Consider the following 26,614-nt stretch of genomic DNA (forward strand, 5'->3'; position numbering starts at 1 on the left):
TGGGCGTTATGAATCAGAAATTACCGAATTGCCCCGCCCTTAGTAAGGCATTAGTCGGCAAGATTTTTAATTTTACTTTTCATCACTTTTCCATAGCCTCTACCCATGTCAAAAACTGACAAGAACAGCCCAAATAAAAAACTCAACCTCACCCAAGATAGACGCGCATTTTTGCAGAAAAGCTCACTTGCTGCTTTGTCCGCTATGCTTGGGACAGACATAGTCCATGGGTTATCTATGCCAAAGGACTACATACCTATTGCCCTTCAGGCGGATTTTGATCCTATGAAAGGAAAGAGTGATGGCATGATCATACGCAATGAAAAACCTTGGAATGTAGAGCCAGCTCCTCATCTTTTGAATGATGCAGTCACTCCTTTCGCCAGTATTTTCATTAGAAATAATGGGCTGATTCCAGAAGATGTCGATGCAGCAAGTTGGACGCTTACCATAGGAGGAGAATCGGTGGTAAAGGAAAAAACCTACACGCTCGACGAGCTTAAAAAGAAATTCAAATCCTACACTTACCAGCTCACACTTGAATGTGGTGGAAACGGTCGAGCAGGTTTTTACCCTCCAGCATCTGGAAATCAATGGGAAGAAGGAGCTGTATATTGCTCCGCATGGACAGGAGTAAGGCTGAAAGACGTGTTGGCGGATGTAGGCCTCAAGTCAGATGCGGTTTATGTCGGTTATTATGGAAAGGATAAACACCTTAATGGCGATCCAAACAAGGTGGTGATCTCCCGCGGTGCTCCGATGTCCAAAGCTTTGCAGGATGAAACGCTCCTGGCTTGGGCATTAAACGGAAAAGATATTCCTCTCCAACATGGCTATCCACTTCGCTTGGTTTGTGGAGGTTGGCCAGCATCTGTTTCAGGAAAATGGCTGCATAAACTGGTGGTAAGAAATCAGGTACATGATGGTGAGAAAATGATGGGTGATTCTTATAGAGTACCCAAATATCCTGTAGCTCCGGGACAGGAAGTTCCTGATGAGGACATGAAAATCATAGAATCCATGCCCGTAAAGTCCATCATTACCTATCCAAAATCGGGGGCAATGTTTGACACTTCAAAGAAGCTCATGGTTCAGGGACATGCCTGGGCGGGCGAGCAAGAAGTAAGTGCGATGGAGGTAAGCACAGATTTCGGTGCAACTTGGAAAAAATGCACTTTGAAAAAACCAGTCAACAGACTCGCTTGGCAGCAATGGTCCATAGAATTAAGCTTTCCACAAACTGGCTATTACGAGATCTGGGCAAAAGCAACTGACGATCAAGGAATCTCCCAGCCTATGGTGATTCCTGGATGGAATCCTAAAGGCTACCTAAATAATGCCTGTCATAGAATTGCAGTAAAAGTTAGCTAAGGCCATGAAAAACGTACCTGAAAATAAGATTTCAAATTCTACTCAGGAGAAGGAAAAGCTTTTCAATGGACTGATCAAATCCGTAGCTGGTTTGGTGGGTGTGGTCATCATACTCGTGGGGCTGGTTTTATCAGTCCTATTTCAACCTGAAATTTCTGCAAGACTTAACTCTTTGACTTCCGAAACTTCCGAAGAAAATCCAGCGCCATTAACGGATTTTTCTACTGAACTAGTGGATGGAAAGGATGTGGAAACTGGCTTACTAGCGGGAGATGGATTGGAGCTAGTGAAAGCGAATTGCACTGCATGTCACTCCAGTGCCCTGATTCTCCAGAATCGCTTTACCCGTGAAGGTTGGCATTCAAAGATTGAATGGATGCAGGAGACTCAAGGATTATGGGATCTTGGCGGAAATGAGGCTATGATTTTAGATTATCTGGCCGCAAACTATGCTCCGGAAGCTCCGAAGGGGAGACGAGTTCCACTGACTGGTATAGAATGGTATGAGTTAAAGGATTGAAATTACAAGTTCAACTTCCCTTGAATTTTTTCTATCCAAGTATCCCTGTTATCTACCACAAAATTATATTCACTGCCATCAATGGTGATAATGTGCAAGCCATTGTCAATCAATTTCGCCGTTTTTCTCTCCTGGATATCCCTAATAGCCTCATATGGAATATCTGTTTGCCCAGTGCGGATATTGAGTTTATGGGATTTAAAAATCAACTTCTCATTCGTCAGGAAAAGCTTTCCTCCTACGGCTTCTTTTCCACGAAATAAATTTGCCGGACCTAGAGATTCAATTTCCTCATTAAGATCCAAGTCAGGGTTAATATTATTCCCAAGGCTAACTGCAAATTTCCCAAAAAGATAAGGAAATACTAAAGTCATAAATGCTCCAAAAAACACACTTTGAAACAGGATACTTTTCAAACTCAAGGCTTCTCTATCCAGGAAAAACTGGGTTAAAAAAAGGAGCAGACCAAAAGCACCACCGTTAATCGCAAATTGGACCAGTCTCTTATTCCAACTCATTTGGAGAAATTCAGTTTTCATCTATTATCAATTATTATTTAGTCTTCAATTGTTCACAACTCTCTTTTTCAATCGTGTAGGAAAGAAAAATAATCTTCCAAGCTTCTTCCTTCTTGATCAAGGTAAAGACATCCACACCGCAATGCGAGAACTCTCCGTTCAGCCTAAACTCATAGGGAACCCAAGCCATGGCCATGCCTTTATGAATTTTCACATCCATGCTCAAGGGCGTTTCCAGATAGGAATTCTGAGAAATAAGAGTCTTCAAATCATCACTAAATGACCTCATGCGCTGTCTGGCTGGACTTACGGTATTATTAACCGTCCAGATTTGCCCTTCCATCGAAGCTACTTGTTTTAACAAAACGGTATCCTGCTTTTCTAAGGCCTCAAAAAACTGATTGACCACAGCGGTTACAGCTGCTACTTCTGTCTTTTCTATCTCCTGTGAAAAGCAATCAAAACACAGCGTCAGCGCGAGAATTAGGACAAGTTTTTTCATGGATTTCAGTTTTACCCAACTAAGATAATTAATCTTGACTCATACAACAGTCCTTAAACTTCTTTTTACTACCACAGGGACAAGGATCATTTCTCCCGATCGTTCTTTTCAAGGTATTATCACCATTCTGACTAGTTGCTAAATCGGTTTGAAAAACTTCAGATAGAACCTCATATAATTCAGGATGTTTTTCTTTGAAAAGCTTGGGTCGCTCAAAAAAGTACTCGCTTGCAACAGCCAGAAACTCCTGCTTATTTGTTGCTCCGTAGATATTGATATCGCTTCTTCCAGACAGCATTTCCTTCGTATTCTCAGAGATCAAATGCAGCCAAGGCAACACGGCCTGATTCTTCATAATTATCGTTGGGATACCATCGATATCTCCATCCTGCTTATCAAACAAATGCACAAATTCATGAATTCCTACATTCATTTTATCACTGGCATTCTCAAACCCCTGATGTAATGCAGGCTTGGAAAAAATCACCACATGGTGCATCACACCACCACTTCCCACCATACCTGAAATATTCCTTTCCTGCTCGCTAAAATCATATTTCTCCGTAAATAAATCCGGATATAAGAGCACCTCGTGCAAAGTGCTGTATTCCCAATCGGGAAACGCGAATACCGGGATAACAGCACTGCTGGCCACTAAAAGCCGATCTTCATCATCCACCGTAGTTTTGATACCGGTGATCCTCACTCGTTTTAAAAAACGTAAAATATCGGCTTCAAAAATAGCTTTATCCTCGTCGTCCAGTGAAGCGTAAAAATTCACTTCCTGAAGGAGATAAAGTCTCCATTTCTCAGGAAATACTTCCGGCGCATCATATCCACTTTTTATTTTCTTTGGCCGAAAAAGCAAATACAAAATTAGAGCGATGAATAACCCGACTAAAATTTTGGTGAACAAGAGAGTATGGTTTTGAATTATTAACGTATAAGTTTCTTACTAATTCATCTTCACGAGATGCACGGCATGCCCACCTCCTGCAGCTAGTTTCACTTCGAGCTTACTTTCTGAATCAACTTCCAAATTCTTAATGGTATACGATTCCTTATTTTCCAGAAAATGGGAGTCAGCTGCATCTTCATAAAGTGTAGCCTTATACTTCCCTCCCTCTGGCAAAAAACCGAAATCCAAAGTAAGCGTTCTAGCTTCTCTATTGGTAAGTGACCCTATAAACCAATCATCTCCTGACTGTCGAATTATACTCACATACTCGTCCAATTTCGCATCCAAGACTTTGAAACTATCGTATTGACCAGGCATTCTTCGTATGATTTCAAAGAGATCATCCTTCTTCTTATATTCTTCGGGACTATCGGGCAGCACAGCCCATCCGGTGTAAATTGTAATTAATTTGGCGACTTCAGCTACCACTGTACCTGGAATTTCTTCAAAAACTTTTGAACGCCCGATATGCGCAGAATTCAAACTAAACCAACCATTGCAAAGATCCAAAGGACCTGCAATCATGTTGATCAACGGTTGATTAACCGCCGTTTCAGGAAAATAGGATCGTTTGGCATCTGACTGAGAATGTCCAAACTCCTTGGTGACAAGATTTGGGTAGGTCCTTCGATCTCCGCTTGGAGCGATTGGACTGTCATGGAAATCCACCATGAGCTTATACTTGGCACACAATTCTACCACCTTTCGAGTTTGCTCCACTTTATCTTCTGGTGTACCTTTCATAAATCCATATTTCACACCCTTAGCCCCCCAATCCGAAAACTGTTTCAGGACTCTTTCCAATCCAAATTTCTTAGCACCAATATCATTAAGATATAGGATGATCCCTATATTTTTGGCCTTTGCATATTCCATGCATTCTACGATGTCAATCCCCTCCTTTGATGTCGTCGGATCGGATGCATCACTGAACTCAGAACCATACCAATCTGCATCTATAAGCATGTATTGAACATTGTTTTCAGATGCGAATTCAATCATTCTTTTGTGAGATTCTGTATTTGGACCATATACAAAACCATCTTCAGCCGTGTATCCCCAGACTCGCCAATCCCACATCGACCTACCCGGCTTTATCCATGAAGTATCTTCGATTTTATTCGGTTCATTTAGATTTACCAACAAGTCAGACTCCACTAAATCACCTACTCTTTCACCTAGCATAAATGCCCTCCACGAAGTGCTGAAGGCATTGGATTGGCTGGAATAGGATGTGTTGAATTGTAAGGAATTGGTATTGGAAGAGGCGTTGATGGAAAATGGAGCCAAATCCAAAATAGCTCCCTCATGAATAGCAAGAAAACTGTCTGAGCTAAACTGCATCACAAAGGGTGGCTCCACTTTCTCCATACGTTTCGCTGAACGACGTATCGGTCCTAGGTTGTGATGCTCATGATTGTAAGCCCAATAGTCAAAATCACGCTGGAAATTGAGTTCTGTCAATTCCTTTTCGACTTGTAAACTATCACCTATAGCATCCTTTGAAAAGACATACTGGTAAGCAAAACCTTTGTCGTAAATTCTAACTACGAGTTCATAAAAATATTGAGGTTGATCCAGCTTACTTACTTTTACCTGATATTCATTGTAATGATTTCTCACCAATTTCTGCTTGCCGTTGACCGTTTCCCAAGTTTCATCAAATTCATCACTGGATAGTTCAGAAATAACTACATCTCGAGTAAAATCAATACCATTTACCATCAACCCTAATGTGGACTCCTTGAGTAAAGTATCTCCTTTGAAAACCGCTAGGAATGAACTTTCATTTGAGGCATTAAGTAGGCTGATTCTCAAATCATCATTCGGTGATCGAAAATCCAGGAATTCATCAGAAGTGCAGGAAGATAAGAAAACAGCTGCCGCTATCAGCAGGCTAGGTATAAGTTTCATAAATAGATTGGCCGGTTAGGGAAATTCATCTTTCAGCAAATAGTAGCAGAAAGTCTAAAGGATAAACATACAAAATCTTAAAATCAACAGCGGCTAAGGTTTTATCAAAAGCAACTTGTCCTTTATAAAAAACATATGGTTTCTTAGCTACAACAGCACTGGATTTCAGCCAGTTGATCTGTAGTTTTATTTCAATAAAAAAGAATGAAATTCCTCGCCGTTGCCGGATCAACAGTTTTCTTTTCGCACCTGATCCTATTTACATTCCAACACATTCTTGAGTTAATGTTATTTTCCTTTACAGGTAGATTAGGATAAAAATATCTTAAACAGTTGTTAGGCAAAAACCTGAATAATTCACTGGTACACCTTATCAGTTTAAAGAATTAATAGAGCCTTATTGGTTTTATATTAACACCAAACTCCTTAGCTACTTAAAGACCTTAAAATTGAAAACCAATTTCTTGGTTTGTATCAGAGTCCGCCAGTCGATAAAAAATAGGCAAAAAAGCAGGAAAAAGGCTAATAATAGACTTGCCAATGATTTCCAAGAAACCGCATTATCGATTATTGCCTGGACATTTTCTGCAGCATAGGCACCCAAAAACAAGGCAAGCGTATCGCTAGTAAATTTACCTATCAGGAAAGCAGGAATAATATACTTGGGTTGGATTTTTGAAATCCCTCCACCCAGAAATAGCGGAGTGGTGGGAAGTGGCAACAAGGAATAAACAAGCACCAACAGTTGTCCCTTCCACACATTCTCTTTCATTTTTTCCCCAAGAAACTGAATGTCATTATTCTTAGACTCTTTCAGGTATTTCTTGGCAAGAAATGGGGTATAGAGCAGAAGAATATACCTGCCTAAAACAGATCCCACCACACCTATCACCACTACCAACCAGATATTGAGCTTAAATATGATTTGGAGGAAAACCATAATCGTAAATGCCGGCAGAAACGGAAAAGGGACGATATCAAATAAAAGTGCACCTATAAATACCAAAAGATATTGCCACCACATGCTTTATGAGTTTTGATTTATTAGTAATTACATATCTGCAATGATGCCAGTAGCAGTAACATCTTCGTTTGCTGGCCTGAAGACCGATGACTGAAGCTGCCCCAATGCATGCTTTAACTTCCCCTTTTATTGCTTTGAGTTCCCTACTGGCAGGGAAGAAGGTCGATATATAATAAACAATCTATATGTTATGTTTTGCTGGGAATTTACGGAATTCTAAAATAGCAAGGCCAAGTAGACTAATTGAGCTTAGGTCCGCTATCCAGATCTACATATTCTAAAAAACCGGATTTGATACGACATTAGTAATTCAACTTCCGTTCTTTTAAAAGCTCTTTTAAAGCTTTATCATTTTTAGAATTATTGAATAGCTTGAATGCAAAAATCAGCGGGATTAAAGTGAATAACCCTATGGTGTTTTTCCAGATGCTAAAAATTATCACCCCAATCATAACCCCAATAAAAAGCGCATTTATCAAGGAATTCGTTTTCGTTTTTTTAGCCTTGTCTAGCAGTTCCTGATCTGTTAATGCAGATAGTTCTTCTTTTGTCATTTGGTTGTTTTCTGATTATGGTTAGAAAAATAAGACTTATGCGTGGTAACCCAAGAGCAAATTTCAATAGATAAAGTTCTATTACCTAAACTGCATAGGTTTCAGATTATCACGAGCACTTTCCGCAATTTCCGCAATTCTCTTTTGCCTTGTTTCTGGTCTTTTGGCAGAAAGCACCCAATGAAGCAATATCTTCTTATTGGATTTACTAAGACTATCGAAGTACTCAAAGGCACCTTTGTGATTCGCTAGTTCTTTCTTTAAATCTTCCGGAATTACCAAAGCTTCAATTTCATCCAAAATTTCCCAAGACCCATTTTCTTTGGCAACTTCAATACTTTTATAGCCTGCTTCCGTCATACGTCCTTGATCAATTAAAGCTTTTACTTTATCCTTATTTATCCTGGACCAATTACTTTTTGCTTTTCGCTTGCTGAAATACTGCATGAATTTCTCACTGTCAATTGGCCTTCTGGTGCTATCAATCCAACCAAAACTAAGCGCCTCATCAACTGCCTCACTCCAACTTAGGGTAGTAACTTCTGATGATGCTTTATAATAAACAAGCCAAACAGACTGCTGTGACTGATGATTTTTCAATAACCATTCACGCCAATCTGTTCGGCTTGTGGGACTGTATGTTTCTGGGTCCTTGTTAGGCATTATGTTTTCAATTGTCTAAGGATTGGGTATTTGAGGTGACCTAAAAGATATTTTAAAATTTAAAGATTATTTTGGCCAATAAATTCTGCGAATCCTCATATTCACAGCCACTTAATATTGGATCAAATTTAATAAGGATAGTTTTTCCTCTATTTCAATATTCTTTAATCCAAGGTTCTTTGCTATAAAGTCAGAGAAGAATATTTTATAACCGTCATTAAGAACAATTTCCGTGTAATTGTAAAAAAAGGTTGGTAGAGCATACGTCATATTTTCCTCGTCCCATTGTCCCTTATACCTAATGATTTTATTTATGTCTTTAAATCGAAATTCTTTTTCAAGCTTACCATTATGCTCAATTCTAATTGTCTGCTGTGAATGGTTTACTATTATTTTTTTCCTTCTGTCATTCAGTTTGTATTGAAAATGTAAAACCAATTGAGGTAGCGCGAATAATAGAAAACCAAACCCTAAAAAAAGTCCAATACCTTCTTTAGTTGCGAGAAAGTAAATAAATCCACTAAGTGTCCCAATGTGAAAAATAATTGATTTTCTAAAAACTCTCCATTCGTTTTTTGGGTCAAAATCAAATTCTATTTTAAAGTCTTGCCCCATGTTTTAATCGATTCTGTGTTTTTTCAAAGTGGGAGTTAACGACCCTGGCTTAGCAAGCTCTGATAAAACTAATGTATCTGCCGGTACTCCCAAAGTATCCAAGTAGCACAGTGCACATAAAGATGATAAATCCTTTGAGCTGAGGTTAGTAGAACGTACCAATTTTTACCAACCGCAGATTCTTGGTGAAGTTCGCACTGAAATCTAAAAAGTGGCAGTTGGCGCATTCCCCCTCAGCGATTGTTAGCAAATGTATTATGTCGGACGTTTTCTTTCCCGAATTGCGATTGCAATGAGTGTAAAGACAGTAGCGACCAATGGTATTAGGCCGAATGCTCTGTTCATTTCTCCCTTCGCTCCTTTCTCAAAAATCCCCAATATCATGGGTTCGCTACCAATCGCAACAGGCCCAAGTTCGTAAATTGCAATGTAGACGAGCATTCCAATTAACATGGTGTTCGTCGTTGTTAAATGTTTTCTAAAGAATAGGCTGAGTAGGATCCCAATAGTTAACTGGATTAAAAGAAATATTCCAAGTAAAAAAGGAGCCATACCTACTTCTCCACCTGGCAAGTTGGTCGTTCCAATCCAAATCATGAAGAATACAATTGTTAAGCCTGCTTGATGAAAAAGGTATTTTATCATGAGTTCAGTTCTCTGTGCAAGGAATGTTTGCTAACTGTTCGCTTATGGTGCGTATCCCGCAGGGTATGCACTATAACCGTTGTGGCTAGATTTTTATTTTTAAATACTCTCCTATTTCAGAGAATCTATATTTCAATTCAATTATTGGTGTTAATGGTTTCATCACATGAGGTAGCCGGCATTCTTCTATTATTTCAATGGAGTTCGGATAAAGGGCAAATTGATTAAGATTAAAGGTGTTGTCGCACTCATTATAATATTCAATCGCAGAATCATATTCATCTTGAGTTAATCCCCAATCAGAGTCGTTAAGAACATCTTTAAGTTCAAGGCTTGCTTCATTATACTGCTCCTTCTTGTCTTTGAAAACCATTTCCCTGAATAACCCTGTAGTGTCAACAATCGAGTTAATATCAAGCCATTTTCCCGTTTGGGTCGAATAATTGAAATAATCTGTCCAACTAGTGCAATACGCTCCACAACCTTCGGCACTTACGTTGATTGATAGAATTCCATTTTGATTGTAAGTAACTTGAAAGCCAAGAAAAACAATTTGGTCTCCTGCCCATCTTGTCAGAGTCGAATCAAGATTGTCCGTTGGATATTCGTTGTCTGTAAAGCGATTCTTTAGGTCGGTATTTATCAATGAGTCTACTTTCTTATTACCTGAACTAATAATTGGAAAATTCATCTTGTCAGATTGAATATCCTTAAATCGCTCACTTTTCTCAAGTCGAAATGTGTCGATTTGAACGCTTTGTCCAAAGGCAATTGTTCCTATGAACAACAATATTATCGTTAGGATTCTCTTCATTTTCTTATGGAACAAAATGGTGCGGGTATTCATTTTTTTTATGCACGCCAACGTTTGGCTATGAGCAGTAGCGTCTCACGGGCGCTATTGCTTATAGGTTTTGTGCAACGTATTTTTTTGCTTCTTTTAATCCTTTCTCATATTCTTTACCGTCACGATTTTCGTCTATTACAGTAATCCTCAAGTCAATTAATTCACCGTTATCCTTTAAAAAGAAAAATTTATAGTCTACCACTCCTGTTAAAATCATTGATACAAGAACTCCTTTCTCGTCAGTGGGAGAGATGTTAGGGTATTCATTAAATGCGATTACTTTTTTAAAATCATTGGTATTTGCTTGGTAGATGTATAGGTTATATGTTTCATTTGCTCTCGCACCACTCCCTTGGTAAATGAGAATATCGTTGAATCCGTCAGAGTTCATGTCTTCAAACCGATTTTCAAAATACCCGTTGTAAATAGAAATAGAATCTTTTATGATCTCTTGTCCGTTCCGGAATAAGATTATTTCAGTATTCGGTCTCGCCACGTCCATCTCATAATCCGAAAATACTTTAAGCTCAAATTGCGTTTCGCTCATCGTCCACTTAACTACGTTAATATCCTTTTGTGCATAGCAAGCAACACCTATTAAAATAAGAATTAATGACATAGATATTTTTTTGGTCATATGCCCCAACGCTCTGCTTATGCGTATTGTCCTGAAGGGAATTGCGTATTGGTCTTCTTGCCCCATGATTCTCATTTCATCTCTATTCTTTTTGGAGTCACTGCTCCATCGGCAGAACGAAAATCGAATGTTACCAGATTTTCATTTTTTTCAATGTTTTCGAATAAATCTGTCAATCTCAAAACTTGATTCTCACTTATAGAATTATCAATTTGTTTAGGTGCAAATTCAAGTATATTTTTTTTATCTGTCAAATGATCTAATAAAACTAAAGAAGTGAATGTACTGTCGGAAAAATAAAGCAAGTAGTCTTTCTCTATGTCGCCCCAAACAAATTGCTCATGAGGGATTCTCTTTATTTCCTTTCCTATTTCTTTGTTTATAAAAACCATATCTGGTGATGCACAACATCCACTAATCCATTCGTACTGAAACAAGAGGTAGTTTTTGTACTCTTTCAAAAAACCAAGGCCTGCTCTTTGACAACCATATACCGTTTCATTTTCACAAGATTTGAGAATCACTTTTTCCTTATTCTCAAATGTCAACCAAGAAGAATCACAGTTCCATTGCCAATAAAGTCGAGAGCCATTTTGAAAATTTTGAATTTCACATTTATATCGGTTCTCTTCCACAATTTCCATACTGTCACAAGCGCACTCTAACTGTTGCGAAAACATTTGGAAGCTTGTTAGAAATAAAGCCAAAATAAAGATTGTCCTTTTCATTTTAATGTTTGGCAACGGTTTGAATAAAGCTAGTTCGGTTTTCCGATATTTTGAAGGTACCGAAATTTACTTCTTCAGACGTGTTGGTCAACCGAAGACGTAATGGCCGCATTAGCTTTATTTGTTGTTGGCGTGTCGTGCTTTTTTTAATTTTTTTCTTCAATTGGTTCCCATTCTCCCTGTCTAAAATACATGTTGTTAAACTTAGGAGAATAAAATACAAGGTGAAAATCCCAAATGTCGCGGTAGGTTGTCGGGTTACCTGAAACAACATGGTGGGTCGGTTGATTCATGGTTATTGCCAGTCTAGTGGAACTGTATGGTTGTCGACTTGAAATTGTCCCTTTGTAGGTTTTGATAATCTTCTCTCCTTCGGTCACATGGAAAAAAATTGAATCGTCTTCTGTAACTTCAAATCTGAAGTGATTGTATTGCCAATCCGCTTGTTCTCCAAGAAAGTAGGTTCTGTCGATAATGTATTCACCGTAATAGTCGTTTTTATCGAGTTTGATTTTTTCAAAGAAGGGTCGTAGGGCTGCTGACAGAAGAACAAGTCCAAGAATCCCACCCCATATCATTGCAAGAAAAATTCCGAATATTTTCTTTCTGCTAATCAACCAAATTAGGAGAAGAAGTCCTGTTAGAGGCAGAACTATTAAAATCATTCCAAGGTTAAATCCAAATCCCATTGGTCAATCGGTCATTTGTTGGTTTGCATGCACGCCTACGGTTTCGGGCTTGGCGCTCGGGCGGGTTTCGGAGCACAAAACTGTCAACCTGCACTTAACTTGAATAGAAGTAGAAAGCTCCAAGTTTCAACTTCACCCCGTCTGACGCAAAACCCGTGTTAGCGGTTCGGGCTTCTTTTTTTCATTTCATTTGTCTATAAATTCCTTTTTGTTTTTCCTTATGAAGTCAACTTGAATTTGTTGCAAGTTTTCATTTTTGTAAAGTTCGTAAAATTCTGTGTCAAAGTCGTTTAATGGATTGTCGTCATATGATTTGCTAAATCCTTCAATTGTTCCGTCTTGGTGCTGAGTTATTTTCGGGTTCTCCTTTTCAAATGTGTCGTTGGCTCGTTTGGTCAAGTCAGCAAACTTTGGTGCTCCTACAAGTTTTAAAGCGTCAGGTAAATGTTTATAAAACTGTCCGCTTGAATTGAAATAAAATTGGTTGTAACCGCCATTATTCACTTCTGCTTCTAATGCCCAAATCATATAAATCGCTTGTCTTGATTTGTTCCAAGACATTACCGTTTCATATTCCTTTTCGTAATCGGCTGGTTGTTTTTCAGAAAGGTTGTCAAAAACCACTTGTAATAAATTTTCGTCCGCAGTTGTGTCAATAATTTGTTCAGTCAGTTCTTTATGAATTGGTCTGTTTTTAAATACTTCAACTGAATTAGCAAGTTGTTCTTCCATTTCTTTGGAAAGCCCGCTATCGTATTTCTTTGTCTGTCCTGAACAGCCAAACAAGTTTAGAATTGTCGTTATTATTCCCATTATTATTAATGTTCTTGTCATTGTCGTTTCGTCTTTTAGCCTGACCGCTAACACTTGTATATACGCAACTGCGCTTTTTTCTTTCTAAACCTACTAAACTTTTCTAAAACCCCAACCACCTTTTAAGCCCAATAAACCCACTTTATCCGACAACAAACGGATACTATCGAATACAAACGACTAGCAACCGACTTAGCCCTGACCGATCCCTCAACTTTGGATCATAAGTTTTTCCTCTGGCGAAAACGACAAACAAATTTTCTAACCAAAACAACAATCATTATGAGCACGCTAAGAAACAAAGTACAGCTAATCGGACGTCTAGGATCCAAAGTAGAAATCAAAAATCTGGAAGGCGGCAAGACCTTAGGTAAAGTATCTCTCGCTACTAACGAGTATTACAAAAACCAAAAAGGTGAACGCGTAGAAGAAACTACCTGGCACAACATCGTGGCCTGGGGCAAGCAAGCCGAATTACTTGACAAGTACACTGACAAAGGTTCTGAAATCGCCATAGAAGGCAAACTCAGCAACCGCTCCTACGAAGACAAAGAAGGTGTCAAGCGATACATTTCTGAGGTAGTGGTACAAAACATCCTACTGATGGGTGAAAGAAAAGCAAACGTGTCTGAAGAAGCGGATCTTCCTTTTTAGGAAAAAGGATTCCCCCTCTAATTCACAACATAAATAAATTTACCTCCTAGCCCTCAAGATGTATTATACTTTTTGGGGGCTACTCAATGCTACACTCCATCACTTGCAAAGCCAGGTTTATTCTTGACTGATAAGCACCTGGATTGGGTTTGAGAATTACTTCTTCATTATTTCCAAAATCTCATCCACGACGATCTTCCCTCCTACAGGCGACCAATGCGTGTCGTCATAGTAGTAGATATCTTTTTCCACTCCCATTTTCTCAGAGAAAACTCTATAGGCATCTACGTTATAGTAAGCCTTAGGAGCTTTGTCATACGTGGCGAAAAAAGTAGGGGTAACAAAACTCGATTTGTCCGCTATGTAAGGATAATACAGATCATATTTATCGGGGCTGATTAACACGATCAATTCAATATTGATATTGGAGAGCAATGCGCTCAATTCACCTAATACTTTGACGCTGTTTAGAGTTTTCAAAGAATCATTTTTTGCTCCCATTTTTCTAAGGTCAGATTTATAGAAAAGCAACTTATCTGGGGAATTTGAAAACAAATCAGTTCTGTTGGTTTTCACCTGATGTGTATTGGAGAAGATGGGCTTGTCTGTGTAGGAAAACTGAAAGTTGTTCAAGGGCATTTTCAGCGTTGCGTCTGAGAAAAACTGAAGATCGTAATTGGGAGTTGCTCTTTTGTGCTGCTTGACCTCATTGGAAAGGATCTCTAAATCCAATCTCTCATCAAAGTTAATAGTCTGCGTTCTATCATTCAAATCCCGCTCTATGGACTGCAACACAACAAACTCTGGCTGGATCAGGTCAAAAAAACCTGAATTCATCAATGACACCAAAGTCTGAATTGGATTACTTCCTGATATAAATCTATCTACATGCAAGACGGAAGCTCCCGTTGCAGCAAGGTAATTTTTATACCCCAAGTTGTCCTGCTCTGTAAAAGAATCACCTATCGTCATCACATCAAATTTCTGATTTGATGCAAACCCAACCTCAGAAAGAAGTAAATATTCTTTAGGTATAACATGCTGGCTGTCAATGACACTTCTTGGAGAAGGATTAGCATAAAAATACCCCATACGCGCTAGATCACCTTCTGCTCCTCTTTGGCTATAATTGAACAAATTGAACACATACAATCCAAAAAAAGGAACTACAAAAACGAGCGTATTTAAGATGAATTTTCTCATGCCTTAGAATTGAAAATAGATAAACTGCTGCTCGTTTTGTCCGAACCAAAAGAGTAAAATAATGATCCCAAAGTAGAGTGCTCGACGTACAGGTCGTTTCCATTTCAAACCCAATTTCTCTAAGGCATACTGATCTCCTCGTCCTCTCCATTCTACTAACATGAAAGTAATCACCAGTAAGAATAACCTGAAAGCCCTGCCTATCCCTTCAAAATCTGGCACCGTAAATAAACTAGGAGAAAAAATTTCAGCGATATAAGTGGCTGCATGCCCCATAGAGTTGGCTCGGAAAAATATCCATGCAAACACTGTTAAGCCAAAAGTTAAGACCATCGAAGAAAATTCCCTGAAACTAGGCAGGTATTTCTCTTTGGCTACCACATTTAGGTTATTCCTGTTATTCTCAGTCAGCAAAAGAGGCAAAAAGTAAATCGCATTTAACACTCCCCACACGATAAAGGTCCAGTTAGCTCCATGCCAAAAACCGCTTACAATGAAGATGATAAAAGTATTGCGCACTTTCATCCAAGTTCCACCTCTACTGCCGCCGAGTGGGATATACAAGTAATCTCTAAACCAGGTGGACAAGGAAATATGCCAACGGCGCCAGAATTCTGCCATATCTCTTGAGAAATATGGGAAAGCAAAGTTCTGTTTTAGCTCAAAACCAAATAAACGAGAAGTCCCTATTGCTATATCAGAGTAGCCCGAAAAGTCTCCATAAATTTGGAAAGTGAAAAATAGTGCACCAAAGGCTAAGGTACTTCCAGAGTAGTTTTCTGAATTGTTGAAAATCAAATTGGCAAACTCAGCGCAGTTGTCAGCAATAACTATCTTTTTGAATAATCCCCACAGTATCTGACGCATGCCGTCAACGGCCTTGGAATAGTCGAATCTACGTTTTTCAAAAAACTGAGGTAAGAGATTCGTTGCCCTTTCGATAGGCCCGGCCACCAATTGCGGAAAAAAACTCACAAAAGCTAAAAATGCCACAAAATCATTCGTAGGGGTTAACTTTTTTCGATATACATCTATAGTGTAGCTCAACGTTTGAAATGTATAAAAGCTAATACCCACTGGCAAGATGATATTTAGAGAATTCGCTTGAATTTCATTCCCAAAAAATGAAAAAGCACCAATAAAGTTATCAAGGAAGAAATTGTAATATTTAAAAAAACCAAGAAAGCCTAGGTTCACTAAAATACTTATCCACAGAAGAATCTTCCGCTTAGGTTGACTTTCCTCGTTGCTGAGTCTTCTGCCTATCTGAAAATCAACCACCGCAGAAAAAAGTATTAGAGATAGAAATCGCCAGTCCCACCAGCCATAAAAAACCAAACTTGCTACGACTATTAAAAAATTTTGCTGCCTGAGGTTTCTGTTTACCAAAAACCAATAAATCGTAAATACTATCGGTAAGAATACTGCAAAGTCTATGGAATTAAAAAGCATCTATTTTTTAATCGATAAGATAATTTTTGGGAGGTCACAGTGAACCTACACGATGAGCAGTATTCCCCTTGCAATCTTGGTTGGCATAAACCTACTAAACTTTTCTAAAACTTCAACCACCTTCAAAAGTCAAAAAATCCACTTTATCCAACAAGGAACAGATACTATCGAATACAAACGACTAGCTACCGACTTAGCCCTGACCCATCCCCAACTTTGGATCATAGTTTTTCCTCCGGCGACAACGACAAACAAATTTTCTAACCAAAACAACAATCATTATGAGCACGCAAAGAAACAAAGTATACCTAATCGGACGTCTAGGATCCAAAGTAGAAATCAAAAATCTGGAAGGCGGCAAGATCTTAGGTAAAGTATGCCTCGCTACTAGCGAGTATTTTAAAAACCAAAAAGGTGAACTCTTTCTAATACATCTGAGTAAATCTGTGCAATACTTGCATTTATCCAAAAAAGGCTAAGTATTATCGTGGGAATTAGTTTGACCATTTTATGAATTGGCTTTAACGTTTCGCGGAAACCCGAAGGGCGTGACTTTAACCACCAAACTGTTTTTGGAACACAAAACCCTGCCTTTTGGGTAGGTGCTGTTATAGAGCGTTTTTTTGTCCATTGTCATTCTTGAAGTTTTGATAGGTCCAACCCAGCAGATTCAACGTAAATTTCGTCAAAGTCTGCGGAGTCTGATACACCAATACCGCCCTCTGGTTTTAATTCTATGTTGTCTTCAAGAAGAATTCGGAAATTAAAATTGTCTATGTTAGTAATTCCTTGCTTCTCAAAATGTTGTTGAATAGTCGGCTGATATTTTTTGTAATTGTCGTTTGCGATTAGGTCTCCGCCAATTCCGCCCATACTTTCGTCTGTAACTAAAAAGTTCACTTCTCCAATTTATCATTGTCTATGTATAGATAGGCTCTCATTTGTAAATCACATTTCAGGAATTCCTGTTTTTAGATAGTAATCATCAACTATTTCATTCAAGATAATTTCTATTGTTTCTTCGTCTCTGTTGTTAGCTTTCCAATTGGTATTTGTCTTTATGGATATTTGCTTGGCTTTATTCATACCTGAAGGATAAAAGGCTTGGTCAAAGTCTGCTGAAATGTCTATAGTTAATTTTTCAAGTTTATCAAGGTCGCAATTGTGATTTTTAAAATGTGTCGGCAACCAGTCATGATAATCGTTTAGCAACTGTTTACTTTCTTTTGAAATTGCTTCTTCTGGTTGAATTGTCTTGTGAATGAAGTCAAATGTTACAGAAGGTTTAAGTTTAAGGTTGTTCAAATGAATTAGAACATTAAAAGCCAACTTCCCACTTTTGGAGTAGTCCAAACTCTGAAATGAGTCTACAAAGTTGTGAATAGCTGATTTATAATTCTTAAATTTCATTGTCTATGTGCCGGTCTTTAAAATGCCCTATAACGTTTTACAATATGAAACGGTTGGGTTTTCGGAGTGCGTTCGTATCCACCGTTGGAAAAGTTGGTTTGAAAAACAAATGCTCGCAAACCCTTGAACCCCAACTGTTTTATATTATGTGTTGTGGGTATGTGCATTATTGTATTTCCATTATTTCTGCTTCTCCAATCTTATTTAATGCCTCATGAATCCACCAAATCCGTCCAGTTTGAATGAACCTATCAATATCGCCATGTCTTAAGAATCGAACTGTTGCTATTATTGATTCTCCAGGTGATAAGAATTCTTGTCCTTCAAAATTTATATCCCCGATATAAGTCGCAACCAATTCATTCGAATTGTCTTTATATTCAAAAACATGATTTGGTCTATATCCTGAAATTATTGGAGTCTTGCGTCCACCTTCTTCCGTTGGATATAGTTTAAAATGAGCTTTCACAATTATTAAATCTGATTTTTCCATAAATCATAAATAATCAAAATATCTAATTCCCCATGATGGAGTTTCTCCTCCAAGAAGATTGTAAAAATCTGTAAAACTCCCATCATAGTCTTCGTCTAATTCATCAGCACTTACATATACAAATCCATTTTGGTCAAGAATATTGATAATAGCCTGCACAGTCTCTTTGGAGTATTCAGTCTCAAAGTTAATCGTTGCCAATTGCCCAAAATTGCTGATCCTAATCGAGTAACCAATTTGAGGTTTAGGATTAATGACCAAATCATGCGGTAATTTAATATCACAAAAAAAACTTGCATCTTGAATCTGGTCATCTACAATAAAATCAACTCCAAACTTATCAATCAAGTTATTGGTCAATTTAGATACGTTTGATTTTATCTCTTTAGAATTAAAATCAGTCGGAGTTTCGTAACTACCAAACTCATCAAATCTTATTAATATGTCCTTAGTTTGCTGTCTCATCTTGCATTACCCACAACGTTGTACGGGTTTAAGAATATTGCGGTATTACTTGCAAGAAATTCGTCTGCCCGTAAAAACTTCATAAAAACAGATGAAGGAAGTAAAACCACGTCGCCCGCAATTTTTTAAACCCGTTGTTACCAGCTGGCTTTTTTCTCGTCGCGATTAAACACTTGATTAAAGTATTCATTTAATAATCCTTTTCCCGTAAACTCTTTTTTTAATAAAAGTTGTGATTTAGCACAAGCTTTTTTATAAAGAGTTTGGTCATTGTTGTCTTTAATACTTGAACCTAAATAGACCATTTCGTAAATTGGGTTCGCTGGTTCTGCTTTATAAGCTTTTTCAATCATTTCATTCCCTTTCATTTCCATGTCTACATAATCTCCAAATTCGTAGGGAAAAATTGAAATAGCATACCCAGCAATAAAATTAAAATCAGCTAATTCAGCATATTTTTCCATTCCATTTTTCAACTCCTTTTCTAGTTCAGTTCTTAAATCAATCTCCTCTGTGAACATACCATTGACGTCTTCAAGCATTGACCATAAAAAGAAGAAATAATATTTCCATGTCTGAAAATCCGAATTAATTTCAGAAATCTGTTTTTTGTATAAATGATAAGCCTCATTATACTTTTCAGCGCTTTCTAATTCAAATATTTGCTCTAGATTTTCAGTCATGTCGGATTTTAAGCTTGCTTGTAACGTTTAGTATATGAAAAGTAGGCGTTTTCGGAGCGATTCAATGTCCACTAAGCACAAAGTTTGATACGAGCTAAAAGCCTTGAATTTACTGCTATTTCGCCTATTTTTTATATACATTGTTACCACCTGTTATTTTTTCTTCTCGCATCTGTTTTCAATGACGTTTAATAGTCTGTCTTGAAAGTCTGTCAGGATTATGTCGCCCCAAAATTTACCATAAAAATTGATTGTTGAAGTCAACTGATAACTTGAAGAAAGTGTCAATTTTACTTGTCCGTTTTTTAGGTCGGTAAGTTTGTATGTTGCGTCAACAAAGTTGAAATAGTTACCATTCAAAACGTGTTGGTCAAAAACTTTTTGTCGAACAGTTGAAGGGTCAATTTTTATATCAAAAGAAACTTTCTTGTTCTCTTCATATTCCGTGATTGTTTCAATGAACATTAAACCACCTTCAAAATTTCCGATTCTTTGTCCGCCAAGTTCTTTTTTGTCAACAGTTGCACTTATTGGTCGAGGAATACCAATTGAATTGAAAAAACCGGAATTATATTCTTTCGGGTCTATTGTCTGAACTTCAACAATGTTGCTCCAAATTGTTTCAGGAGTTGAATCAATGATAACTTCACTTTTCAAATTGAAAGTGTCAGAAGGGCTTTTTATGTATTCTTCGATAGGTGCAAATAGAAAAGGCAACAAAACTAACGTAAGAAGTTTTCCTTTACTCTTTTGTCTGTTAACCTGAACAATTCTATAAATCAATGCTCCAATTGTCCCTAAAATGAAAAACGGAGCAGCAAGAACCAACAAACAAATAAAGTCCTCAATACCGAATAAGAACATGGTCAAAAAGAAAGTCGTAACTGTAAGCCAAGGAATGAAAATTATGTTTCTGTAAGATTTGAGTTTGTCATTGTCGGCAAACATTAAGGGAATAATTCCCAAAATGGTCGGAATGATAAACAAATATGTCACAGAAGCCAAAGTTGCCTTTTGTCCGAATACCAATCTTGTCACAAGTCCGTAAGCGATACCAAGTAAAACTCCGATAATTAAAAGTCCGTATTTCTGTTTAAGTTTCGTCATTTTTTAATAGGTGGTAACACTTGTATATACGCACCTCCGCTTTCCCCTCTCTAAACCTACTAAACTTTTATAAAACCCCAACCACCTCTTAAGCCCAATAAACAGACTTTATCCGACAACAAATGGATACTATCGAATACAAACGACTAGCTACCGACTTAGCTCTGACCGATCCCCCAACTTTGGATCATAAGTTTTTCCTCTGGCGAAAACGACAAACAAATTTTCTAACCAAAACAACAAACATTATGAGCACGCTAAGAAACAAAGTACAGCTAATCGGACGTCTAGGATCCAAAGTAGAAATCAAAAATCTGGAAGGTGGCAAGACCTTAGGTAAAGTATCTCTCGCTACTAACGAATATTATAAAAACCAAAAAGGTGAACGCGTAGAAGAAACTACCTGGCACAACATCGTGGCTTGGGGCAAGCAAGCCGAATTACTTGACAAGTACACTGACAAAGGTTCGGAAATCGCCATAGAAGGCAAACTCAGCAATCGCTCCTACGAAGACAAAGAAGGTGTCAAGCGCTACATTTCTGAGGTAGTGGTACAAAGCATCCTACTGATGGGTGAAAGAAAAGCAAACGTGTCTGAAGAAGCGGATCTTCCTTTCTAAGATAAATCCTGAAATCACTCTTATTGAAAGGCTGGGAGTATTAAACTTCCAGCCTTTTTCTTTTTATACCTATGGGAGAGAAGATTCTGAAATCCTTTCCGTAATATCCCTGATCACGGAGTTTGATTTACGGACTTTTGCACCTTACTTAAGCTCCTAATTCAATTGACGCAAAAGATGAACCTAAGATATTGCCTTGCCATCCTGTTTTTTCAAATTTCCGCTTTCGCTTTTTCCCAATCAAACGAGTCCCCCGCAGATTTGGTAAATCCTTATGTAGATAGTAAAAATTCCCGCTGGTTCTTTTTCAATACTGCCACTAGACCTTTCGGGATGGTCAATCTCAGTCCTGATACGGATACAGGCGGAGCTTGGGGATCAGGATATCGATATGAAAGTGATTCCATCAAAGGGCTTAGCCATGTGCATGCATGGCAACTTTCGGGACTTTCGGTACTACCGGTTTCTGAGGTGAGTTTGGAGGGAAAAAGAAATTTTGCTTCTCCCTTTTCCCATGAAACTGAGATAGTGCAGCCAGGTTATCATCAACTTACACTTGATCGCTATGGGATCAGAGTGGAACTTACTTCCACCTTACGTACCGGATTTCACAAATATACTTTCCCTAAAGAAGCAAAGCAGCAAGTAGTGATCAGACTTGGTGGCATGCTAGGCCCCTCGGACATCATCGACGGAGAACTCACCCAGGTAAACAAGACCACTTTAACTGGTCATTTGATTAACGGTCCAACGGTGAGAAGACCGAATGACACTCCTATCTTCTTTGCTATCAAACTCAATAGAAATATCGCTGAGATTAGCGGTTGGTCAGAAAATGGAGTCACCTCTACCCTGTCTGAAATCAAAGGAAAAGATTCTGGCGCGCTACTGACTTTTGATAAATCTACGGAGGAACTACTCATGAAAGTAGGGATATCCTACGTCAGTGTGGAGCAGGCAATGTTGAATCTGGATACTGAATTAGCGCATTGGGATTTTAACCGAATACGGGATGAATCATTTGCAGAATGGAATAGCTATTTGGGAAGAATCAAAGTAGAAGGTGCTACAGAAAAAGACAGAAGAAGGTTCTATACTGATCTTTTCCATGCGCTACAAGGCAGAAGAACGATTTCGGATGTAAATGGCAAATATGCTGACCTGACCAGCGGAACGCATTTGACCAAGCAAATTCCGCTGGACGAAGCTGGAAAACCCAAATTCCGACACTTCAATTCAGATTCATTTTGGGGAGCTCAGTGGACTATCAATACCCTTTGGCACTTAGTTTATCCTGAGATCACGGAGGAATTTGTTAATTCCATGCTGCGATACTATCAAGACGGAGGCCTTATTCCACGAGGGCCTTCTGGAGGTAATTACACTTACGTAATGACGGGTGCTTCGAGCACTCCATTTATCGTCAGCGCCTACCAAAAAGGGATTCGAGGGTTTGATATTGAGCTGGCTTATGAGGGACTAAAGAAAAATCACCGTCCTGGAGGAATCATGGAAAAAGCCGGGTATGAGCATAAAACTTCCTTGGGCGGCGGCTTTTCTTATTACTTAAAGAACGGCTATGTGCCGTGGCCAATTCCTGAGGGAAACTTCGGTTACCATCAGGATGGACCAAGTCTGACATTGGAATATGCTTATCAGGATTGGACATTGGCTCAATTGGCAAAAGCATTGGGAGACAAAGCTGGTGAACAGGAATTTTTGAAAAGATCAGAAAACTACAAAAACACCTTTGATGCTGAAACAAGCTGGATGCGTCCAAGGAATGTAGATGGAAGCTGGAAAACTCCTTTCGATCCTTACGAATACAATGCAGGTTTCAATGAGGCAAATGGAAGTCAGGGAACTTGGTTTGTTCCACATGATCTGGATGGACTTGCCGAATTAATGGGAGGGAAAGAAAAAGCCATCGAACGATTGAATACTTCCTTCGTAGAATCTGAAAAACTTGGTTTCACCTCAGGCACTTCGCACTCACAGGAAACACATCCAGAATATCGAAGAATTCCAATCAATTACGGAAATCAGCCTTCGATTCAGACGGCATTCATTTTCCACAAATTGGGAAGACCTGATTTGACTCAGTATTGGTCAAGGGCGATTGTGAGGAGAATTTATTCTGACCTCAGCCCTGAAAACGGTTATAATGGAGATGAAGACCAAGGATTGATGGGAAGTCTAGCGGTATTAATGAAGATTGGATTGTTTCAAATGAACGGAGGAACGGAAGCAAATCCAGTTTATCAAATTGGCAGTCCAATTTTTGATAAAATCACCATAGCACTTAATCCAGACTATTACTCAGGGAAGGAATTTATCATCAAAACTGAAGGGAATAGCCCTTCTAGTGTCTACGTAAACTCTGCGAATTGGAAGAATCAAACCTTTGGTCATCTTGAACTTTCCCATAGCCAGATTACCTCTGGTGGAGAGTTGAAATTAGAAATGAGTGAAACTCCCAAAAAGTAAAAGTACTAAGCCACCGTTCGTGTCACACGAACGGAAATAAAAACTTGATACCAAGTCCACCTTCTGGAAAAGCTGGATAACCTAGAGTGAAAAACCATAATCTAAACAGAGTTTCAACTCTATTCACGATCTCTTTGGGTCATCTACCTTCTATTTCGCTCTTGCAGAGCTTTATTTCTATTTCAACTTCTCTTGCCCAGCCCTATCGAGCTGGGCTTAGTTATTTAGGACTTTCAGCCCTTTTTCTGATTTAACTTCTCCCGTCATCGTTCGTGGTTCACGAACGGTATTAATAAGATTTGATGCTAAAGTGCAGTTTCTGAACATGCAGGACAACTTTAAAGTGCAACCTCTGCGCTATCCTCCGTGACCTCCGCGGCAAAAAATCACAGCACGATTCTTGTCTCCCGAACGGAAATAAAAACTTTATACCAAATCCAGCTTCTGGAGAAGCTGGATAACTTAGAGTTAAAAACCATAATCTAAACAGAGTTTCAACTCCATTCGCGATCTCTTTGGATCATCTACCTTCTATTTCGCTCTTTCAGAGCTTTATTTCTATTTCAACTTCTCTTGCCCAGCCCTATCGAGCTGGGCTTAGTTATTTAGGACTTTCAGCCCTTTTCTGATATAACATCAAGTCTTGCTTCTGAAAAAGCAGGACAACTCTAAATTGCGCCCTCTGCGTGACCCTCTGTGTCCACTGCGGTTAAATAAAAACCTTGAAATTCGCAGATAGATCTACAAAGTCCAGCTTCTGGAGAAGCTGGACAACTTTAAATTGCGACCTCTACGTAATCCTTCGCGCCCACAGCGGTAAAAAACGAAAAAAAAACGAGGCTCTTTCAAGCCTCATTTTAATTTCAATCATCTTGGCCAAACATTGTCAGCCTTATCTTTATCCGGGAATCGCCCATGAGGGTCTAACGTAATTTTCTTGATTTTCGAATCTCCGAAATCCATCACAGCCTCAAAAGTTTTACTTCCATCAAACCACACCGAAACTGGCCAGGTCATTTCAAAAGTAGTATCATTGATCTTTTTAGCATGTGGCATCTGTACATCCGCCGGCGCTTCAAACTCAACTTGAAGCACAACTGGAGAAGGCATTTGCCCTGCCTGATGTACCGTCACGGTTGTTTCACCATTTGAAGTAGTCACATTTTGGATAGATCCTTCCACAGATTCTGTGGTAAACAACCAATAATACCAGAACCACTCCAGATTTTGCCCCAATTCATTATTCATGAAAAATATGTAATCCCAAGGAGATGGATGCTTATAAGCCCATGTCGCTGTATACTTTTTCATAGCATTGATCACCGCTTCATCACCCACTATACCACCAAGCATGGATAACATCAATGGCGTCTTCGAATAGGTCTGAAAGCCATACATATTTCCTGCGTCATTCGCGCTCCACATCATAGGCGCTTCATCCTCAAGTCCACTTACACGCCCGTAGCTTTGTCCCAATCCATCCAAATTATAATCCACTCCTCGGCTATCTGCACCGGAGAGTATATTCATGTATTGATTAAAACCTTCATCCATCCAGCCGTAGCGGGTTTCATTCGTCCCTACCATCATAGGCCACCACTGGTGTGCTGCCTCATGATCTGCTGCTCGCTCATTTGAATTGATTACCATCGGGTATTCCATACCATCACTCGGACCGTCTTGAAGCGTAAGCTGAGGGAAAGGATAAGGCGCCCAAAGCTTGGAATAAAACTCCAAAGCATGCTTGGTATAGTCACCGGCCTTTTCAAAAAGTCTGGCTCTTTCTGGAATGAAAACCATGTAAATTGGAATTGGACCTTTACCCGGAATATCAGCTTTGGTTGCTTTCCAGATAAATCTATCTGAAGTCGCCCAAGCAAAATCATTGACTTTATCTGCCACAAAGTGCCATGTCAATTTATCTCCTGCTTTAGTCGCTTTTCCAGGACCTTTTTCATCTTCACTAACCAGGGTAACTTCACCGTCAGATTTAAGAACATTTGCAAATCTCTCCGCAACAGTCGGAGTCAAAACCTCCGTTGGATTTTGCAATACGCCAGTACCACTTACTATCCAGCCAGCTGGAACAGTGATCGACACATCGAATTTCCCAAAATTGTTATGAAACTCAGCAGGACCTAGGTAAAGGCTGGTTTCCCATCCTCTTAGATCGTCAAACTTCGCCAATCTGGGGAACCATTGAGTTGGCTGAAATAAGGTGCTGTCAAAACGTTGCGTCATTCTATGACCTCGGCCATTATCTCCACCCGGCAATTTCGTATGCCAGTCAATTTCCAGTTCAGCCGTGGTACCAGCTTTGATTGGGTCAGCCAAGGTGATCGTAGCTACAGTGGTATGCAACCCTCTAACGCTAAGTTTTGGCGTTTGGGCTGGCTCATTTCTTCTTCTCTGAATAGGCGGAGCATTCAAGTCCACAGCTTCCCCTCCTACTTTGATTGAAGTCACTACCATCCCCTCTGTATTTTCTGCTGGAACTGACGACCCACGAGGAACATCTCCCCTAAATATATTATGATCCAACCGCAGCACAATGGAAGTCATATCCTCTTTGCTATTGTTATGTATCAAAATCTTTTCGGAACCTTTGATGGTCTGTGTACTTGGATCCAAGCTAGCCTTGATCGTAAAATCAGTCTCAAGTTGCCAGTAGTTTGGACCTGGTTTTCCTGTAAAGTTTCTTGAGCCTTCCTCGAAAGCTTTTCGAATAGAATTCGTCATCGGGACGTCCTGTCTGATAGCGCGGGTATCCGTTTCTATTGATGATCGCAGTGGTTTAGTTTCTTGCTGCGCAAAAGCAACTGAACTGCTCAGGAGCATCAAAAAAAGTATTTTTCTCATAAGTAAAGGTGGGTTTGTTCAAGATGGATAACTCAGCAAAAAATCCTTTCCTCCGGCAAACAATGGGAATAAACGAAGCATTGAATTGATAAGCTGACTATAAATTTATTTTAATTTTTACTGGTACAATTTATACTATAAACATAAAACCTTCGAGGTTTTAGAAACCTCAAAGGTCAACAA

29 protein-coding genes are annotated in these 26,614 nt (G+C 38.9%); 6 read left to right on the forward strand and 23 right to left on the reverse strand.

All coding sequences use genetic code 11. The features are described 5' to 3' along the window. The first annotated feature begins 105 nt into the window (after positions 1 to 105). Positions 106 to 1,371 carry a sulfite oxidase gene (locus QOL76_RS10575; RefSeq protein ID WP_283412929.1) on the forward strand — a complete coding sequence of 422 codons (1,266 nt, stop codon included), beginning with the start codon at positions 106 to 108 and terminating at the stop codon, positions 1,369 to 1,371. Between the two features lie 4 nt (positions 1,372 to 1,375). After that, complete coding sequence (locus tag QOL76_RS10580; protein WP_283412930.1) at positions 1,376 to 1,891, forward strand: hypothetical protein; 516 nt, start codon at positions 1,376 to 1,378, stop codon at positions 1,889 to 1,891. Positions 1,892 to 1,893: 2 nt separating this feature from the next. Here QOL76_RS10580 and QOL76_RS10585 read toward each other — a convergent pair whose 3' ends face one another. The 14 genes from QOL76_RS10585 to QOL76_RS10650 form a co-directional block, all read right to left on the reverse strand. Then, positions 1,894 to 2,430: a GRAM domain-containing protein gene (locus tag QOL76_RS10585; protein ID WP_283412931.1), complete on the reverse strand. Its 537-nt coding sequence runs from the start codon at positions 2,428 to 2,430 to the stop codon at positions 1,894 to 1,896. 13 nt (positions 2,431 to 2,443) lie between these two features. Next, on the reverse strand, positions 2,444 to 2,911 hold the full coding sequence (locus QOL76_RS10590) for a hypothetical protein (RefSeq protein WP_283412932.1): 468 nt from the start codon (positions 2,909 to 2,911) through the stop codon (positions 2,444 to 2,446). A 28-nt stretch (positions 2,912 to 2,939) separates the two neighbouring features. Continuing rightward, positions 2,940 to 3,827: a zinc-dependent peptidase gene (locus QOL76_RS10595; RefSeq protein ID WP_283412933.1), complete on the reverse strand. Its 888-nt coding sequence runs from the start codon at positions 3,825 to 3,827 to the stop codon at positions 2,940 to 2,942. Positions 3,828 to 3,866: 39 nt separating this feature from the next. Continuing rightward, a complete protein-coding gene (locus tag QOL76_RS10600; RefSeq protein ID WP_283412934.1) occupies positions 3,867 to 5,783 on the reverse strand; it encodes a glycoside hydrolase family 97 protein in 1,917 nt (638 codons plus the stop codon). A gap of 430 nt (positions 5,784 to 6,213) precedes the next feature. Then, positions 6,214 to 6,807 (reverse strand): hypothetical protein, encoded by a 594-nt coding sequence (locus tag QOL76_RS10605; RefSeq protein ID WP_283412935.1) that lies wholly within the window; start codon positions 6,805 to 6,807, stop codon positions 6,214 to 6,216. A 302-nt stretch (positions 6,808 to 7,109) separates the two neighbouring features. Further along, positions 7,110 to 7,361: an FUSC family protein gene (locus tag QOL76_RS10610; protein ID WP_283412936.1), complete on the reverse strand. Its 252-nt coding sequence runs from the start codon at positions 7,359 to 7,361 to the stop codon at positions 7,110 to 7,112. Positions 7,362 to 7,442: 81 nt separating this feature from the next. Next, the gene (locus QOL76_RS10615) at positions 7,443 to 8,024 is read right to left on the reverse strand and encodes a YdeI/OmpD-associated family protein (protein ID WP_283412937.1); all 582 of its coding nucleotides are present in this window, start codon (positions 8,022 to 8,024) and stop codon (positions 7,443 to 7,445) included. Between the two features lie 111 nt (positions 8,025 to 8,135). Beyond that, positions 8,136 to 8,639, reverse strand: a complete 504-nt coding sequence (locus QOL76_RS10620; RefSeq protein WP_283412938.1) for a PH domain-containing protein — start codon at positions 8,637 to 8,639, stop codon at positions 8,136 to 8,138. Between the two features lie 255 nt (positions 8,640 to 8,894). Further along, a complete protein-coding gene (locus QOL76_RS10625; RefSeq protein ID WP_283412939.1) occupies positions 8,895 to 9,284 on the reverse strand; it encodes a hypothetical protein in 390 nt (129 codons plus the stop codon). A gap of 85 nt (positions 9,285 to 9,369) precedes the next feature. Further along, complete coding sequence (locus QOL76_RS10630) at positions 9,370 to 10,131, reverse strand: polysaccharide deacetylase family protein (protein ID WP_283412940.1); 762 nt, start codon at positions 10,129 to 10,131, stop codon at positions 9,370 to 9,372. Positions 10,132 to 10,189: 58 nt separating this feature from the next. Then, a complete protein-coding gene (locus QOL76_RS10635; RefSeq protein WP_283412941.1) occupies positions 10,190 to 10,750 on the reverse strand; it encodes an XAC2610-related protein in 561 nt (186 codons plus the stop codon). An 89-nt stretch (positions 10,751 to 10,839) separates the two neighbouring features. Beyond that, positions 10,840 to 11,496 carry a hypothetical protein gene (locus QOL76_RS10640; protein WP_283412942.1) on the reverse strand — a complete coding sequence of 219 codons (657 nt, stop codon included), beginning with the start codon at positions 11,494 to 11,496 and terminating at the stop codon, positions 10,840 to 10,842. A gap of 146 nt (positions 11,497 to 11,642) precedes the next feature. After that, positions 11,643 to 12,161 carry a hypothetical protein gene (locus QOL76_RS10645; protein WP_283412943.1) on the reverse strand — a complete coding sequence of 173 codons (519 nt, stop codon included), beginning with the start codon at positions 12,159 to 12,161 and terminating at the stop codon, positions 11,643 to 11,645. Between the two features lie 210 nt (positions 12,162 to 12,371). Beyond that, a complete protein-coding gene (locus QOL76_RS10650; RefSeq protein ID WP_283412944.1) occupies positions 12,372 to 13,019 on the reverse strand; it encodes a DMP19 family protein in 648 nt (215 codons plus the stop codon). A 261-nt stretch (positions 13,020 to 13,280) separates the two neighbouring features. Between QOL76_RS10650 and QOL76_RS10655 the strand changes: the two genes are divergently transcribed. Beyond that, complete coding sequence (locus QOL76_RS10655) at positions 13,281 to 13,652, forward strand: single-stranded DNA-binding protein (RefSeq protein ID WP_283412945.1); 372 nt, start codon at positions 13,281 to 13,283, stop codon at positions 13,650 to 13,652. A 156-nt stretch (positions 13,653 to 13,808) separates the two neighbouring features. On the opposite strand, the gene QOL76_RS10660 is transcribed toward QOL76_RS10655, so the two are convergent. Both QOL76_RS10660 and QOL76_RS10665 read right to left on the reverse strand, forming a co-directional pair. Next, complete coding sequence (locus QOL76_RS10660; protein WP_283412946.1) at positions 13,809 to 14,855, reverse strand: alginate O-acetyltransferase AlgX-related protein; 1,047 nt, start codon at positions 14,853 to 14,855, stop codon at positions 13,809 to 13,811. A gap of 3 nt (positions 14,856 to 14,858) precedes the next feature. Then, positions 14,859 to 16,307, reverse strand: coding sequence for an MBOAT family O-acyltransferase (locus QOL76_RS10665; protein WP_283412947.1), 1,449 nt, complete (start codon positions 16,305 to 16,307; stop codon positions 14,859 to 14,861). Between the two features lie 281 nt (positions 16,308 to 16,588). On the opposite strand from QOL76_RS10665, the gene QOL76_RS10670 reads away from it, so the two are divergent. Then, a complete protein-coding gene (locus QOL76_RS10670) occupies positions 16,589 to 16,786 on the forward strand; it encodes a single-stranded DNA-binding protein (RefSeq protein WP_283412948.1) in 198 nt (65 codons plus the stop codon). Between the two features lie 154 nt (positions 16,787 to 16,940). Here QOL76_RS10670 and QOL76_RS10675 read toward each other — a convergent pair whose 3' ends face one another. The 6 genes from QOL76_RS10675 to QOL76_RS10700 all read right to left on the reverse strand — a co-directional run bounded on the left by QOL76_RS10675 (position 16,941) and on the right by QOL76_RS10700 (position 20,465). Further along, the gene (locus QOL76_RS10675) at positions 16,941 to 17,207 is read right to left on the reverse strand and encodes a hypothetical protein (protein WP_283412949.1); all 267 of its coding nucleotides are present in this window, start codon (positions 17,205 to 17,207) and stop codon (positions 16,941 to 16,943) included. A 48-nt stretch (positions 17,208 to 17,255) separates the two neighbouring features. Next, complete coding sequence (locus QOL76_RS10680) at positions 17,256 to 17,717, reverse strand: hypothetical protein (protein ID WP_283412950.1); 462 nt, start codon at positions 17,715 to 17,717, stop codon at positions 17,256 to 17,258. Positions 17,718 to 17,883: 166 nt separating this feature from the next. Beyond that, positions 17,884 to 18,210, reverse strand: a complete 327-nt coding sequence (locus QOL76_RS10685) for a hypothetical protein (protein WP_283412951.1) — start codon at positions 18,208 to 18,210, stop codon at positions 17,884 to 17,886. A gap of 3 nt (positions 18,211 to 18,213) precedes the next feature. Next, entirely contained in the window at positions 18,214 to 18,675 is a 462-nt protein-coding gene (locus QOL76_RS10690; protein WP_283412952.1) for a hypothetical protein, read from the reverse strand. 137 nt (positions 18,676 to 18,812) lie between these two features. Next, positions 18,813 to 19,358 (reverse strand): hypothetical protein, encoded by a 546-nt coding sequence (locus QOL76_RS10695; RefSeq protein WP_283412953.1) that lies wholly within the window; start codon positions 19,356 to 19,358, stop codon positions 18,813 to 18,815. 153 nt (positions 19,359 to 19,511) lie between these two features. Beyond that, positions 19,512 to 20,465 (reverse strand): hypothetical protein, encoded by a 954-nt coding sequence (locus QOL76_RS10700; RefSeq protein WP_283412954.1) that lies wholly within the window; start codon positions 20,463 to 20,465, stop codon positions 19,512 to 19,514. A gap of 248 nt (positions 20,466 to 20,713) precedes the next feature. Between QOL76_RS10700 and QOL76_RS10705 the strand changes: the two genes are divergently transcribed. Both QOL76_RS10705 and QOL76_RS10710 read left to right on the forward strand, forming a co-directional pair. Next, the gene (locus tag QOL76_RS10705; protein WP_283412955.1) at positions 20,714 to 21,085 is read left to right on the forward strand and encodes a single-stranded DNA-binding protein; all 372 of its coding nucleotides are present in this window, start codon (positions 20,714 to 20,716) and stop codon (positions 21,083 to 21,085) included. Positions 21,086 to 21,262: 177 nt separating this feature from the next. Further along, on the forward strand, positions 21,263 to 23,572 hold the full coding sequence (locus tag QOL76_RS10710; RefSeq protein ID WP_283412956.1) for a GH92 family glycosyl hydrolase: 2,310 nt from the start codon (positions 21,263 to 21,265) through the stop codon (positions 23,570 to 23,572). Positions 23,573 to 24,439: 867 nt separating this feature from the next. On the opposite strand, the gene QOL76_RS10715 is transcribed toward QOL76_RS10710, so the two are convergent. Further along, positions 24,440 to 26,431 (reverse strand): M1 family metallopeptidase, encoded by a 1,992-nt coding sequence (locus QOL76_RS10715; RefSeq protein ID WP_283412957.1) that lies wholly within the window; start codon positions 26,429 to 26,431, stop codon positions 24,440 to 24,442. Positions 26,432 to 26,614: the final 183 nt, after the last annotated feature.

It is taken from the genome of Algoriphagus winogradskyi, from assembly GCF_900182815.1.
In the GTDB taxonomy this organism is placed as follows: domain Bacteria; phylum Bacteroidota; class Bacteroidia; order Cytophagales; family Cyclobacteriaceae; genus Algoriphagus; species Algoriphagus winogradskyi.